Origin of the sequence: Roseibium sediminicola (assembly GCF_023156505.1) — a bacterium.
GTDB lineage: Bacteria > Pseudomonadota > Alphaproteobacteria > Rhizobiales > Stappiaceae > Roseibium > Roseibium sediminicola.
Genome location: NZ_JALNMJ010000002.1, coordinates 96,591 through 110,778, shown reverse-complemented (window position 1 = coordinate 110,778; position 14,188 = coordinate 96,591). Strand labels below are relative to the sequence as shown.

Genomic DNA, 14,188 nt, shown 5'->3' with positions numbered 1-14,188 from the left:
TGTTATCCCCGTTCTGTCATACTGACCGGAGCCGGACGGGCGGCTGCCAGGGTCGAAAAATGGTGGCGGGCCGCCCGCATCAGCGGTCGACCTCACCGAACACGATGTCCATGGAACCAAGCACGGCCGAGACGTCGGCAAGCATGTGGCCCCTGCAGAGGAAGTCCATGGCCTGAAGGTGGGCATAACCCGGTGCCTTGATCTTGCAGCGATACGGCTTGTTGGTGCCGTCTGCGACCAGGTAGACACCGAATTCACCCTTGGGTGCCTCCACGGCGGCGTAAACCTCGCCGGCCGGGACATGGTAGCCCTCGGTATAGAGCTTGAAGTGATGGATGAGCGCTTCCATGGAGCGTTTCATCTCACCGCGCTTCGGCGGCACGATCTTGCCGTCGACGGAGGATGCCGGACCGGTTTCGACGGTCAGCTTCTCCAGGCACTGCTTCATGATCCGGATCGACTGGCGCATCTCTTCCATGCGGATCAGATAGCGGTCGTAGCAGTCGCCATTCTTGCCGATCGGAATGTCGAAATCGAGTTCCGAATAACACTCATAGGGCTGCGACTTGCGCAGGTCCCAGGCGGCTCCGGAACCGCGGACCATCACGCCGGAGAACCCCCAGGCCCAGGCATCGTCAAGATCGACCACGCCAATATCGACGTTGCGCTGCTTGAAGATGCGGTTGTCGGTCAGCAGGCCTTCGATGTCGTCGCAGGTCTGCAGGAACGGATCGCAGAAATCCCAGATGTCGTCGAGCAGGTCGCGCGGCAGGTCCTGATGGACCCCGCCCGGGCGCACATAGGCGGCGTGCATGCGCGCGCCGCAGGCCCGCTCATAGAACACCATCAGCTCTTCACGCGGCTCGAAACCCCAGAGCGGCGGCGTCAGCGCGCCGACGTCCATGGCCTGCGTGGTCACGTTGAGAAGATGCGACAGGATCCGGCCGATTTCCGAGTAGAGCACCCGGATCAGCTGCCCGCGCTTGGGCACTTCGATGCCGAGCATGCGCTCAACGGCCAGCGCGAAGGCATGTTCCTGGTTCATCGGCGCCACGTAGTCGAGGCGGTCGAAATACGGAACGGCCTGCAGATAGGTCTTCTGCTCGATCAGTTTTTCGGTGCCGCGATGAAGCAGACCGATATGCGGGTCGACACGCGTCACCACCTCGCCGTCCAGCTCCAGGACCAGGCGCAATACGCCGTGGGCCGCCGGGTGCTGCGGGCCGAAGTTGATGTTGAAGTTACGGACCTGAGCCTCAGCCATTTTGAGGTTCCTGCATTTTTTGCGTGAAATAGGCGATGACTTCGGGACCGGTCATTCTGCGGGTTTCATTCGCAAAGGCATAATTGCCGGGTTGTTCGTCGACAAAGATCTCGGACGTGAACTTGAACACGGACGGATCGTCGAAGGCCTGTGCGGACATCGAGACGTGGGAACCGTCCGCCATGCGCCACATCAGCGTGGAGCCGCATTTGGAGCAGAAGACGCGTTCGCCATAGTCGGACGACTTGTAGACGCCCATGGCGTCTTCGCCCTCGACGTCGATGCCGTCCATCGGGCCGCAGCTGACGGCCATGTAGGTGCCGCCGGTCCAGCGGCGGCACATGCCGCAATGGCAGACGCCCATTTCGCCGTCAACGGGCGTAGCGGCAAAGCGCACCGCGCCACAAAGACAACCACCTGAAAGCCGTTCGCTCATCCCTGCCCCGCCCTTAATTCGTCGTTGCCTTCTCGTCGCCCGGCAGCACGTATTCCGTGCCTTCCCATGGCGACAGGAAGTCGAAAGACCGCATTTCCTGATTCAGCCGGACCGGTTCGTAGACGACGCGCTTCTTCTCGTCGTCGTAGCGGACCTCGACAAAACCGGTGACCGGGAAATCCTTGCGCAGAGGATGGCCGTCAAAACCGTAGTCGGTCAGGATGCGGCGCAGATCCGGATGGCCGGAGAACAGGATGCCGTACATGTCATAGGCTTCGCGCTCGAACCATTCGGCGCCCGGAAACAGCGGCGTCAGCGAGGCGACGGGCGTCACTTCGTCGGTGGCCACCTTGACCCGGATGCGGTGGTTCTGAACCGGTGACAGGAAGTGGTAGACGACATCGAAACGCTTTTCCCGCTCCGGATAGTCGACACCGCAAATGTCCGTCAGGTTGACGAACTTGCAGGAACTGTTGTCCCGCAGGAAGCGGACCACATCGAGGATGTCAGTCGCGTTTACGGTCAGCGTCAGCTCACCATATTCGACCTTCCAGGACACAAGGGACTCACCCAGGCCGAGCTCGATATGCTCAGCGAGTTCCTTCATCGTCTCGTCCATCGCGTTCAACCCTCACTCCATTGGAGCCCAAGACGCAGACCGAAGTGCCTGCGTGTCTTAAAAAATCCGCCGCCCGTCCGGCGGCAGATCCTTATCGTTCGATTGTTCCCGTGCGGCGGATCTTCTTCTGCAGCATCAGGACGCCGTAAAGAAGTGCCTCGGCCGTCGGCGGACAGCCCGGAACGTAAATGTCGACCGGCACCACTCGGTCACAGCCGCGCACCACCGAATAGGAATAGTGATAGTAACCGCCGCCATTGGCGCAGGAGCCCATGGAGATGACATAACGCGGTTCAGGCATCTGGTCATAGACCTTGCGCAGCGCCGGCGCCATCTTGTTGGTCAGCGTGCCGGCGACGATCATGACGTCGGACTGACGCGGAGACGCGCGCGGGGCGAAGCCGAAACGCTCGGCGTCGTAACGCGGCATCGACATCTGCATCATTTCCACGGCGCAGCAGGCCAGGCCGAAAGTCATCCACATGAGCGAGCCGGTGCGCGCCCACTGAATCAGGTTGTCGGTGGAGGTGACAAGAAACCCCTTGTCGGCCAGCTCGTTGTTCACTTCGAGAAAAAACGCGTCATCCGACCCAACCGGCTTGCCGGTGTTCGGGTCGATCACGCTTTTCGGCTGCGGAGCGACGAGCGGCTCGGTGGTGGTCAATCCCATTCCAGCGCTCCCTTTTTCCATTCGTAGATAAAGCCGACGGTCAGGACACCCAGGAACACCATCATGGACCAGAAGCCGAACCAGCCAAGTTCGCCGAAGACCGTTGCCCACGGGAACAGAAACGCGACTTCAAGGTCGAAGATGATGAACAGGATCGACACCAAATAGAACCGGATGTCGAATTTCATGCGCGCGTCGTCGAAAGCGTTGAAGCCGCACTCGTAGGCGGAGAGTTTTTCCGGATCCGGGTTCTTGTAGGCCAGGAGGAACGGCGAAACGAGCAGCGCCAAGCCGATCACCAGCGCAATGCCGATGAACACGACGATCGGGATATATTCCCGCAAGAGATCTTCCATGTCTTTCGCGTCCTTGCATATGGAGGCGGATCCGGAGGAGATCCGGTGCCTGGGCAGCGTATCCCCCGCCTTGTTATACCGGCGGCTCACGCATCGCCCGTCGGCTCAATGAAACCAACATGCGAGCGCACGCTTAGCTTACGCTTTGGTGCAACGCAAGACCCTCTCCAAGTCAAACTATTGCCACACTTGAACCAACTTTACGCTGATCCCTGTCAAATCCCCTGTTTCAGCCAGTTTGCCGCCCATCAAAAACTTTGCACAGGTTATGAGGAATAATGACGCACCCGCAAGGGATTTCCACCCCCGGCAAAGAATCGGATCCTGCGAAATGCTGGAGGAAAAAATCTTGAGAAATCATTATTTTGGGGGACGGACGCGCTTTCGCCGAACGGCAACCGGCATTGGGACCACGCCGGTGGCGCGAGCGCAGCCGATACTTTGCTTCAGTATCGGTTGAGGAAAAACAGGGAAGTGTCTCTAAAGACTGAGGGAACCGTGAGTGGCGCGAGTGACGGGGCTCGAACCCGCGACCTCCGGCGTGACAGGCCGGCACTCTAACCAACTGAGCTACACCCGCACATTCACGGTATGATGCGCCACACTCCGGTTCAGTCAATCGTGACTGAGGAAGTGGCGCGAGTGACGGGGCTCGAACCCGCGACCTCCGGCGTGACAGGCCGGCACTCTAACCAACTGAGCTACACCCGCTTCGTCAGGCGACGCGCTGTCGCCCTGAAGTGGCGCTGATGTACGGCGGCTGGATTGCGAAGTCAAGCACCCTATTCCGCCCGAATTGCCGTTTTTTGACATTGCACGGCTCAGCGCCAGCTTTTTCGGGATCCGTCCACACCTTTCAGTGTGGATAACTTTCTGTTTCGTAACGTAAATATCGTCGCCGCCGCAACCATCCAATGCCTTTGCATGCACCGGATTCTTTTGCCGGCGAGCCAGAACAACAACTTTTGCTCCGAAACACGGCTTCCTATTCCGCCGGAACCAGTCTCGTGTCGCGAAGCTGCCCTTCCCTCGCGAGAATTGGAACAGCTGCCGAGGCGAACAGGGAGTTGATGTCCTTGAGACTGCGCACGACCTCCAGATGGGCGTTGCTCGATTCCATGCTCTGCAGGGTCCTGGTCTTCAGGCGATCAAGGTGGCGGTCGTGGCTTTCTCGCTCAAGCGCGCGCATCTTGTCCTTTTCGGCGATGAGTTCGCGCGCGGAGGCCACATCGGCGGACACCAGAACATTCAGTGCCAGCTCCATATTGGCCAGAACCCGGTCATGCATCCAAGTGAGTTCCTTCAGACCTTCCTTGGAGAAGCTGATCTTGTTCGATTGCAGTTCCAGGGCCAGTTCCAGCAGGTTCTTGGCCACCAGGTCCCCGGCCCGCTCCAGGTTGACCGCAAAGCTGACCAGTTCCATGCTGCGCTCTGCCTGCTCGGCGTCAAGTTCTCCGCGGTTCACCTCGGCGATATAGAGCTTAATCGAGGAATGAATGGCGTTGACGTGGCTGTCGAGCTGCTGGAGGCGCCGGATTTCAGGCTCACTGCCTTTTTCCAGCATCAGAATGACCGGACGGGCCATCATCTCGACAAGCTCGCCCATGCGCAGCAGTTCCCGGGTCGCGCTGGCAAGTGCCAGCCTGGGATTGCTGACCAGTTGCCGGTCCAGCGCACTCTGGGGCAACAGGAGATCCGAGTTCTCTTCCGTCGCGCCTTCAGGAAGCAACCGTTCCACCAGCCAGGACACCGGACGCGTCAGCGGAAGGCACACGACAACCAGGAGAAAATTGAAGGCGACATGCGCCGCAACCACCTGCTGGGCCGCGTTGCTCGCGATTATTTCCAGCAAAGGCGTCAGCCGGGCGAGCAGCAGCAAAGCCAGAATCGCCCCTGTTGTACGAAACAGAAAGTTTCCGAGCGGCAGCAGCCTGGCCTTCCGGTCCATGCCGCGTGTCAGCCAGAGCGCGACCAGGCCGGCCCCGACATTTGCCCCCAGTACCAGTGGAACGGCCGCTTCCAGGGACAGGCCGGCATTTTGCACCAGGGCTGCGATCATCAGGACCGCCGCGACGCTGGAATGTACCAGAAAGGCGAGCACCGCTCCGACCGCCATCGCCGTTGGGGCGTCCTGACCGAGATAAGCCGCGATCTGCGGCATGAACCCGGCATCTTTCAAAGGTGACGTCGCCTCGCCGATCATCCCGAGCGCCAGCAAAATGAAGGCGATGCCGAGCAGGATCCGGCCGGTCTGCTTGGCCGCGCGCGCGTCCAGCTTCAAAAACAGCCAGGCACCGGCCGCAAGAAGAAGCGGAACCAGCCAGCTCAGGTCAAAGACGAGAAATTGAACAACAAGCGATGACCCGAGGTCGGCTCCCAGAAGAACGGCCAGCCCCGCCGCGGTGGTAATAAAGCCCGACGTTGCAAAGCCCGCTGCCAGCATTGCAACCGCGGTCGCGCTCTGGAGTAGCACCGCCACAACCATACCAGAGAACGCCCCGGACACCGCGCCCGCCGATGCTCTTCCGATCACACGCCGCAAGGTTGGCCCGGCGGCACGTTCAAAGCCCGTGCGCACCATTCGGACGGCGTAAAGGAGCAGCATGACAGCGCCGAGCATCTTGATGACAACAATGATTCCCATGAAGCTAATCTTCTCTCCGCAAATATGTTTTTTGCTTAGCCGGAGAAGCTTATGGGAGAGAATTGAAAAAGAAAACACATCAAACGAAGGTGTTGTGAAACCGAGGCGTCGAATTTCCGCCTTTGAGGAAATCACCGAGCAATACCGGTGACGGTAAACGGTGGATAGCTCTGGACCCGCGGCATGTCAGCGGACACACCAAGTCGCCGAATGCCAAGAGGAATCCAGCCATCGCAAACAACAGATTTTTCAAGGGAATGGTGGGCGATGAGAGACTCGAACTCCCGACATCTTCGGTGTAAACGAAGCGCTCTACCAACTGAGCTAATCGCCCTCAACGAGGTGAGACGCCTTTTAGGAGGTCCCCCGGCGCTTGGCAAGAGCAAATTCCGACAAATTCATACGGCCTCAGAGAGCTGTGGATGATTGACCGGGCAGCTGGCACACTGGCCTCTTGACGCAATAGGGAGCCGTACCGATGCCGCTTTGCCGACGTGACCTTCTGAAAGCCGCCGGTCTCGGTCTGATCGGACCAGCCCTGCCATCTTCCCAGTTGCGCGCGCAAGCAGCCGGGCAGCCTCACGTCGCAATTATCGGCGCCGGTATGGCCGGGCTGGCCGCCGCGCGCCAGCTTGCCGAAAACGGCCTGCGTGTCACGGTCCTGGAAGCGCGGGACCGGATTGGCGGCCGGCTGTGGACCGACCGGTCCCTCGGCGTTCCCCTGGATCTTGGCGCCAGCTGGATCCATGGCACACGCGGCAATCCCATCACGACGCTTGCCCGCGATCTGTCGCAGCCCCTTTATGAATGGGATTACGAAGACGCCGAGATCGTCGACCTGACGGGGCACCAGGGTCGGCTCGAGTCCAGCCTTTACGAATTGGAGGAGGCTCTGGAGGACTTGGCAAGTCTCAGCGCGGATCGCGCCGACGGCCAGTCCGTGCGCGATGCGGTAGTGCACCTGCGCAAGGACCGAAGGTTTGCACAGCTTTCCGACGTCGAAGTGGACGCCTTGCTGGTTTTCCTGGTCGAACAGGAATACGCCGCCGACAGCGGTGCTCTCGCTCTGGCCGCAATGGATGAGGGCGGCGCTTTCGGGGGCGAGGATGCCATCCTGCCTCAGGGCTATGACCGGCTCGCCTATGGTCTCGCTGAGGGGCTGGACGTGCGGACAGAGTCACCGGTCGAAACCGTCGCCTATTCGGCGTCGGGCGTTTCGTTGCATTCCAGCGGCCAGACGCTCGAAGCCGATTATGCACTTGTGACCGTGCCGCTCGGTGTTCTGAAAGCAGGCGGCGTCGCTTTCAGCCCCGCCCTGCCCGGCCGCAAGCGCAGCGCCATCGATGCCCTGGGCATGGGCCTTTTGAACAAGGTCTACCTGAGCTTTGCCGAACCGCTCCCGAATCTGGACAGTCTAAACGTAATCCGGATCTCGGACCGGCCGCAGGCCTTCCCCTTCTGGATCAATCTCACAGAACCGGCCGGCGCACCGGTGCTTGGTGTGCTTAATGCGGGTTCCTTTGCCCACGAGCTGGAAGGCCTTGCCCCAGCCGATCGCGTTGACGCCGCCTATAACGCGCTCAAGTCCATGGCCGGCGACGATGTCCCGGCGCTGAAGGGCGGTCTTTCAACCGCCTGGGCCAGTGATCCACAGGCCCTTGGCTCCTATTCGTTTCTGCCGGCCGGAGCGGATCCCGACGAGCGAAAGCATCTTGCCGCACCAGTGGCCGGCCGTGTGTTTTTCGCCGGGGAAGCCACCAGTTCGGATTATCCGGCCACCGTCCATGGCGCCTGGCTCACCGGCCAGGATGCTGCCAGAGCGCTTCTGAAGGTCCTGAGATGACAGATCACCGCGCCCAGTAAGCGTGCGTCAGCATGTTTTCAACACCCCGTTTGGCGTCGGCTGCACTCAAACCATTGCGGGCAAAGAACTGGACAAGCCGGGCAATGCCCTGATGATCGTTGGGACCGCGTGGCGGCGGCTGCCCCATCAGCTTGGCGGCGATGGTCCAGCTCATGGTGTTGCGCTCGCGCTTGTTGCTGCCGGTGGCATTGCGGCTGACGGCCCGCTCGAAATTCCGCCCCCAGGCCTGATTGACCGCGCCGTTGATGGCCTCGATCCGGACAAAGCCCGCGAGACCCGGGCTACGTGCCCGATTGTAGAGATGGTCGATATTGTAGCCGGCAAGGTCCGTGGCTGTCGCCTTGAGGTCGTAGACCTGTTCGATGAAATTGAGCCAGGCTTTCTGATAACCGCTGTATCCGGCCCGAACCCAGACGCTGGCATTTTGATCCGGATTGCCGGGCCGTTCAATGAAGGCGACGTTTTCCAGACTGCTACCGGCGAGCTGCCGGGCCTGGAAGGTCCCGTCGCGCCTGTCCGCAAACGCCAGGCGGCCGAGTTGGCCCGGGTGTTCGACCTGTACCTGCATCAGCGGATCCTGGATCCAGGCGTTGAACAAGGCCCGCTGCCGGTTTTGGATGATTGTCTGCAGCGACATGCCGGGCTTCCCCCAGGTGCTCGAAACGCCAGAAATCCGCTGCGTCAGGCAGCGGCGCGCACCAGCTGATTGGATCAACCCGAAATTGTCAAGAAGGCAGCAAAAAACCCCGTATCCGGCATCCCGGATACGGGGTTTTCCGAAGAATTCAGCGTGTGAAAGCCTTAGGCGTTCACAGCATCCTTCAGGCCTTTGCCGGCCTTGAACTTCGGCGTCTTAGAAGCCGGGATCTGGATCGTTTCGCCAGTCCGCGGGTTACGGCCTTCGGTCGCAGCGCGTGCGGACACGGTGAAGTTGCCAAAGCCGATGATGCGGACTTCATCGCCACTTTTCAGCGTCTGAGTGACTGCGTCAAAAGTTGCGTCAACTGCTTCGCCTGCCTGCGCCTTGGTGAGGCCGGTCTTTTCTGCAACAGCTGCGATCAGATCGTTCTTATTCATAGCAGATACCTTTCTAAGAAACGGCAGAGTGCCGACGATTCCTGTCAGCGCCGTTGCGCGAAATTCGGTTGATTTGACGCGAAACGCAAGGGGTTTTTTCGCAGAAAACAGCCATTTTGACCGGTTTTTCAAAAGAAAAGCCCCGGTTTTCCCGGGGCTTTCCACTTTGTGCGGCGCAACAAGGCGTTTAATGGGCCAAAACACCTGCCGTGTCGTCGTCTTTATCACTCGCTTTGGTTGCGGCCTCATGAGCCGTTTCATCCCATTCGATCGGCTCCGGCAGACGGGTCAGCGCATTTTTCAGCACTTCTTCCATGCCCGAGACCGGGATGATTTCCAGCGAGTTCTTGACCGAGTCAGGAATGTCGGCCAGGTCCTTGGCGTTGTCTTCCGGGATCATCACCAGCTTGATGCCGCCCCTGAGGGCCGCCAGCAATTTTTCCTTCAGACCGCCAATCGGCAGGATCCGGCCACGCAGGGTGATCTCGCCGGTCATGGCAACATCCCGGCGCACCGGAATACCGGTCATGGTCGAGATCACGGCCGTCGCCATTGCGATGCCGGCGGACGGACCGTCCTTCGGCGTCGCGCCTTCCGGCACGTGGACGTGAATGTCCTTCTTGTCGAAGGTCGGCGGCTCGATACCGTAGTCGATCGCACGGGAGCGAACATAGGACGCCGCCGCCGAAATCGATTCCTTCATCACGTCCTTCAGGTTGCCGGTCACGGTCATCTTGCCCTTGCCCGGCATCATCACGCCTTCGATGGTGAGCAGCTCACCGCCGACTTCGGTCCAGGCAAGACCGGTGACGACGCCGACCTGGTCTTCCAGTTCCGCTTCGCCATAACGGTAGCGCGGCACGCCGAGATACTGCTCAACGACTTCCGTCGTGACCGTGATGCTCTCCTTGTCGCTCATCAGGATGTCCTTGACCGCCTTACGGGCCAGGGTCGCCATTTCGCGCTCAAGGTTACGCACACCGGCTTCGCGGGTGTAACGGCGGACAATGAAATGCAGGGCATCGTCCTCGATCGAGAACTCGCCCTCGCGCAGGCCGTGATCCTTCTCGGCCTTCGGAATGAGGTGACGGCGGCAGATTTCCACCTTTTCCTCTTCCGTGTAGCCGGCAATGCGGATGATCTCCATGCGGTCCATCAGCGGACCAGGAATGTTCAGCGTGTTTGCCGTGGTCACGAACATCACATCCGACAGGTCGTATTCGACCTCCAGATAGTGGTCCATGAAGGACGAGTTCTGTTCCGGATCGAGCACCTCGAGCAGCGCCGAAGACGGATCGCCGCGGAAATCCATGCCCATCTTGTCGATCTCGTCGAGCAGGAAGAGCGGGTTGGACTTCTTCGCCTTCTTCATCGACTGGATGACCTTGCCGGGCATCGAGCCGATATAGGTGCGGCGGTGACCGCGGATCTCGGCCTCGTCGCGGACGCCGCCGAGCGACATGCGCACGAACTCTCGGCCCGTCGCCTTGGCGATGGACTTGCCGAGCGAGGTCTTGCCGACCCCAGGAGGGCCGACCAGGCACAGGATCGGGCCGCGCAGCTTGTTGGCCCGGCTCTGGACCGCCAGATATTCGACAATCCGTTCCTTGACCTTGTCGAGACCGTAGTGGTCCGTGTCGAGCACCTTTTCCGCGAAGCTGAGGTCCTGCTTGACCTTGGATTTCTTGTTCCACGGAATGCCGATCAGCCAATCCAGATAGTTGCGCACGACGGTCGCTTCTGCGGACATCGGGCTCATCTGCTTGAGCTTCTTGATTTCGGCAGCCGCACGCTCGCGGGCTTCCTTGGTCAGCTTGGTCTTCTTGATCTTCTCTTCGAGTTCGGCGATCTCGTCGCGGCCGTCCTCGCTGTCGCCAAGTTCCTTCTGAATGGCCTTCATCTGCTCATTCAGATAGTACTCGCGCTGGGTCTTCTCCATCTGGCGCTTGACGCGCGAACGGATGCGCTTTTCCACCTGCAGGACGGAGATCTCGCTCTCCATCATGCCGAGAACGCGCTCGAGCCGTTCGGCCACGGAAACGACGCCGAGAATTTCCTGCTTTTCCGGGATCTTGATCGCCAGATGCGAGGCGATGGTGTCGGCCAGCTTGGAATAGTCGTCGATCTGGTTGACCGCGCCGAGAACCTCCGGCGAAACCTTCTTGTTCAGCTTCACATAGTTCTCGAATTCCGAGACGACGGACCGCGCCAGGGCTTCGACTTCGATGTTTTCGCCGTCACGCTCGGGCAGAACCGTCGCGGAGGCTTCAAAATAGTCGGTGCGGCCCGAATATTCGCCGATCTGCGCGCGGGCGCCGCCTTCCACAAGCACCTTGACGGTGTTGTCGGGCAATTTCAGCAGCTGCAGCACGGTCGCGAGCGTGCCGACATTGTAAATCTGATCGGGGTTCGGGTCATCGTCGGCCGCATTCATCTGGGTCGCCAGAAGAATGTGCTTGTCCGTGGTCATGACCTCTTCGAGCGCCTTGATCGACTTCTCGCGGCCGACAAACAGCGGCACGATCATATGCGGGAAGACAACGATGTCGCGCAGGGGCAAGACAGGATAGACAGCGGTGCTGTCCTGATCGGTGGCGCGAATTTCTGCGTCGCTCATTTTTTTTCCTTTCTCAGCGTGTCGCGGCCCCACTCAACAAAAAGGCAGCCGAAACACTGGAAAACGGCTTCCGGACCTGGAGATCCGAGTGGCCTGACCGCAATGCCCCGACTGGGCGCATTGACGGACCGCGCAAGCCGTCCTTTAGACCTATTAGGTGGACACCGGGCCTGCCGGTGTCAAGGCAATCGCGTGTCGGCGCCGGGTCTTGTCTGTTGACGACTCGCGGTGACGGTGGAAAACCCACGCCGAGGCGCATGATCCCGCCCAAAAAGCAAAATGCCGCTCCCGGGGAAGCGGCATTTGTTCACGGAAAAGTTCTCCAGGCAGCGTCGCTTAGGCGCTGGTGGCGGAGGTCTCTTCCCGATCTTCGTAAATGTAGAGCGGCCGCGCTTCGCCCTTCACCACTTCCGGCGAGATCACCACTTCCTTCACGCCCTTCAGGCCCGGAAGCTCGTACATGGTATCCAGCAGGATGGCTTCCAGAATGGACCGGAGGCCACGGGCGCCGGTCTTGCGCTCGATCGCCTTGCGGGCAATCGCCTTGAGCGCTTCCTCGTGGAAGGACAGTTCGACCTGCTCCATCTCGAACAGGCGCTGGTACTGCTTGACGAGCGCGTTTTTCGGCTCGGTCAGGATCGTGACCAGGGCTTCCTCGTCGAGGTCTTCCAGGGTCGCGATCACCGGCAGACGGCCGACGAATTCCGGAATGAGACCGAATTTCAGCAGGTCTTCCGGCTCCAGTTCCGAGAACAGTTCGCCAATGCGACGATCTTCCGGCGCATGGACCTTGGCCTGGAAACCGATTGAGGTCTGTGTGCCGCGATCGGAGATGATCTTGTCGAGGCCCGCAAACGCACCACCGCAGATGAACAGGATGTTGGTGGTGTCGACCTGCAGGAACTCCTGCTGCGGATGCTTGCGCCCGCCTTGCGGCGGCACGGAGGCAACGGTGCCTTCCATGATCTTCAGAAGGGCCTGCTGCACGCCTTCACCGGACACATCGCGCGTGATCGACGGGTTGTCGGCCTTGCGGCTGATCTTGTCGACCTCGTCGATATAGACGATGCCGCGCTGCGCACGCTCGACATTGTAGTCGGCGGACTGCAGCAGCTTCAGGATGATGTTCTCGACATCCTCGCCCACATAACCGGCTTCGGTCAGCGTGGTGGCGTCGGCCATAGTGAATGGCACGTCCAGGATGCGGGCAAGGGTCTGCGCAAGAAGCGTCTTGCCGCAACCGGTCGGTCCGACCAGCAGGATATTCGACTTCGCCAGTTCCACATCGTTGTTCTTCGATGCGTGATTGAGGCGCTTGTAGTGATTATGGACGGCGACCGACAGGACCTTCTTGGCGCTGCCCTGACCGATCACATAATCGTCCAGAACGTCGCGGATTTCCTGAGGGGTCGGGATCCCGTCCCGTGACTTCACCAGCGAGGATTTGTTTTCCTCGCGGATAATATCCATGCACAGCTCGACACATTCATCGCAAATGAAAACAGTCGGGCCGGCGATCAGCTTACGAACCTCATGCTGGCTCTTGCCGCAGAAGGAACAGTAGAGCGTATTCTTGGAATCGCTGCCGCTGGCCTTGGTCATGTAGTCAACCTCGCGTTTGTGGGGAGTGTTTCCCCTTATCTGTCCGGTTGCGGCCATTGTATGGCGGAACCGGTTCTGAAGCGACGCCGGACGTCTCCTCACACACTGATGTCATCATGCTTCGCCAGTAAAAATCAATATAGGTTTAAGGCGAAGATGAAAACCCGGCATCTCCCGGGGATTTTCCGGCCTTGCCCACGGAAATTCATTCCATGCTTAAGGCCGGGTAAGCCCGCTTAGTCCTCGCCGTCATCGCCGAGCGTGGTGCGGTCGGTGATGACCTTGTCGACGATACCGAATTCCTTGGCCCGTTCGGCGGTCATGAAGTTGTCGCGCTCCAGCGCCTCCTCGACCTGGTCCAGGCTCTGACCGGTATGCTTGACATAGATATCGTTCAGCCGGCGCTTCATGGCCAGGATTTCCTGGGCATGCAGCATGATGTCGGCTGCCTGGCCGCGGAAACCGCCGGACGGCTGGTGCACCATCACGCGCGCATTCGGCAGAATGAACCGCATTCCCTTTTCGCCGGCTGCAAGAAGCAGCGAGCCCATGGACGCGGCCTGGCCGATGCACAGCGTCGACACCGCCGGGCGGATGAATTGCATCGTATCATAGATCGCCAGTCCGGAGGTCACGAGACCGCCCGGAGAGTTGATGTAGATTGCGATTTCCTTGCTCGGGTTTTCAGCTTCCAGGTACAGAAGCTGAGCGCAGATCAGGGTGGCCACGTGATCTTCGACCGGACCGGTCATGAAGATGATGCGCTCCTTGAGCAGGCGCGAGTAGATATCGAAGGCCCGCTCGCCCCGGTTGGTCTGTTCGACAACCATCGGCACGAGAGTGTTCATGTAGATATCGACAGGATCCTTCATACCTCATCCATATGCTTGAGATGTTGCCCGGTGGTCACCGGACAGGAAACAGGCCAGAAGCGCATCGAATCTGGGCCTGACTCGAAAAAAGCGACATCCCGTATATATGGGATGTCGCCCTCAACGCAAAGTCATGGCAGATGCGGCGTGAATGCAAGGTTAAAGCA

At 59.9% G+C, this 14,188-nt stretch carries 12 protein-coding genes and 3 tRNA genes; 1 reads left to right on the top strand and 14 read right to left on the bottom strand.

Annotation, left to right across the window (positions count from 1 at the left end):
- Nucleotides 1–79 precede the first annotated feature (79 nt).
- The 9 genes from M0H32_RS03530 to M0H32_RS03490 all read right to left on the bottom strand — a co-directional run bounded on the left by M0H32_RS03530 (nucleotide 80) and on the right by M0H32_RS03490 (nucleotide 6,323).
- The gene (locus tag M0H32_RS03530; protein WP_248150756.1) at nucleotides 80–1,264 is read right to left on the bottom strand and encodes an NADH-quinone oxidoreductase subunit D; all 1,185 of its coding nucleotides are present in this window, start codon (nucleotides 1,262–1,264) and stop codon (nucleotides 80–82) included.
- Complete coding sequence (locus M0H32_RS03525) at nucleotides 1,257–1,700, bottom strand: GFA family protein (protein WP_248150754.1); 444 nt, start codon at nucleotides 1,698–1,700, stop codon at nucleotides 1,257–1,259. Before M0H32_RS03525 ends, M0H32_RS03530 begins: the two co-directional genes overlap by 8 nt.
- Before the next feature lie 13 nt (nucleotides 1,701–1,713).
- Nucleotides 1,714–2,307 (bottom strand): NADH-quinone oxidoreductase subunit C, encoded by a 594-nt coding sequence (locus M0H32_RS03520; protein ID WP_425607287.1) that lies wholly within the window; start codon nucleotides 2,305–2,307, stop codon nucleotides 1,714–1,716.
- Between the two features lie 103 nt (nucleotides 2,308–2,410).
- Nucleotides 2,411–2,989: a NuoB/complex I 20 kDa subunit family protein gene (locus M0H32_RS03515; RefSeq protein WP_248150752.1), complete on the bottom strand. Its 579-nt coding sequence runs from the start codon at nucleotides 2,987–2,989 to the stop codon at nucleotides 2,411–2,413.
- The gene (locus M0H32_RS03510) at nucleotides 2,980–3,345 is read right to left on the bottom strand and encodes an NADH-quinone oxidoreductase subunit A (protein WP_248150750.1); all 366 of its coding nucleotides are present in this window, start codon (nucleotides 3,343–3,345) and stop codon (nucleotides 2,980–2,982) included. The genes M0H32_RS03515 and M0H32_RS03510 overlap by 10 nt, the downstream gene beginning before the upstream one ends.
- 503 nt (nucleotides 3,346–3,848) lie before the next feature.
- A tRNA-Asp gene (locus tag M0H32_RS03505) sits at nucleotides 3,849–3,925 on the bottom strand.
- Between the two features lie 54 nt (nucleotides 3,926–3,979).
- A tRNA-Asp gene (locus M0H32_RS03500) sits at nucleotides 3,980–4,056 on the bottom strand.
- A 274-nt stretch (nucleotides 4,057–4,330) separates the two neighbouring features.
- Complete coding sequence (locus M0H32_RS03495) at nucleotides 4,331–5,989, bottom strand: Na/Pi cotransporter family protein (RefSeq protein WP_248150747.1); 1,659 nt, start codon at nucleotides 5,987–5,989, stop codon at nucleotides 4,331–4,333.
- A gap of 258 nt (nucleotides 5,990–6,247) precedes the next feature.
- Nucleotides 6,248–6,323 (bottom strand) — tRNA-Val (locus M0H32_RS03490).
- A 144-nt stretch (nucleotides 6,324–6,467) separates the two neighbouring features.
- Here M0H32_RS03490 and M0H32_RS03485 point away from each other — a divergent pair.
- Nucleotides 6,468–7,832, top strand: a complete 1,365-nt coding sequence (locus M0H32_RS03485; protein ID WP_248150744.1) for a flavin monoamine oxidase family protein — start codon at nucleotides 6,468–6,470, stop codon at nucleotides 7,830–7,832.
- Between the two features lie 4 nt (nucleotides 7,833–7,836).
- Here the strand turns inward: M0H32_RS03485 and M0H32_RS03480 are convergent, their stop codons facing one another.
- The 5 genes from M0H32_RS03480 to clpP all read right to left on the bottom strand — a co-directional run bounded on the left by M0H32_RS03480 (nucleotide 7,837) and on the right by clpP (nucleotide 14,021).
- Nucleotides 7,837–8,490, bottom strand: a complete 654-nt coding sequence (locus tag M0H32_RS03480; protein ID WP_248150741.1) for a hypothetical protein — start codon at nucleotides 8,488–8,490, stop codon at nucleotides 7,837–7,839.
- 164 nt (nucleotides 8,491–8,654) lie between these two features.
- Nucleotides 8,655–8,930, bottom strand: a complete 276-nt coding sequence (locus M0H32_RS03475) for an HU family DNA-binding protein (RefSeq protein WP_094070955.1) — start codon at nucleotides 8,928–8,930, stop codon at nucleotides 8,655–8,657.
- Nucleotides 8,931–9,117: 187 nt separating this feature from the next.
- A complete protein-coding gene (gene lon / locus M0H32_RS03470; RefSeq protein WP_248150738.1) occupies nucleotides 9,118–11,547 on the bottom strand; it encodes an endopeptidase La in 2,430 nt (809 codons plus the stop codon).
- Nucleotides 11,548–11,883: 336 nt separating this feature from the next.
- Nucleotides 11,884–13,149, bottom strand: coding sequence for an ATP-dependent Clp protease ATP-binding subunit ClpX (clpX, locus tag M0H32_RS03465; RefSeq protein WP_248150735.1), 1,266 nt, complete (start codon nucleotides 13,147–13,149; stop codon nucleotides 11,884–11,886).
- A gap of 236 nt (nucleotides 13,150–13,385) precedes the next feature.
- Entirely contained in the window at nucleotides 13,386–14,021 is a 636-nt protein-coding gene (gene clpP, locus M0H32_RS03460; RefSeq protein ID WP_248150732.1) for an ATP-dependent Clp endopeptidase proteolytic subunit ClpP, read from the bottom strand.
- Nucleotides 14,022–14,188 lie beyond the last annotated feature (167 nt).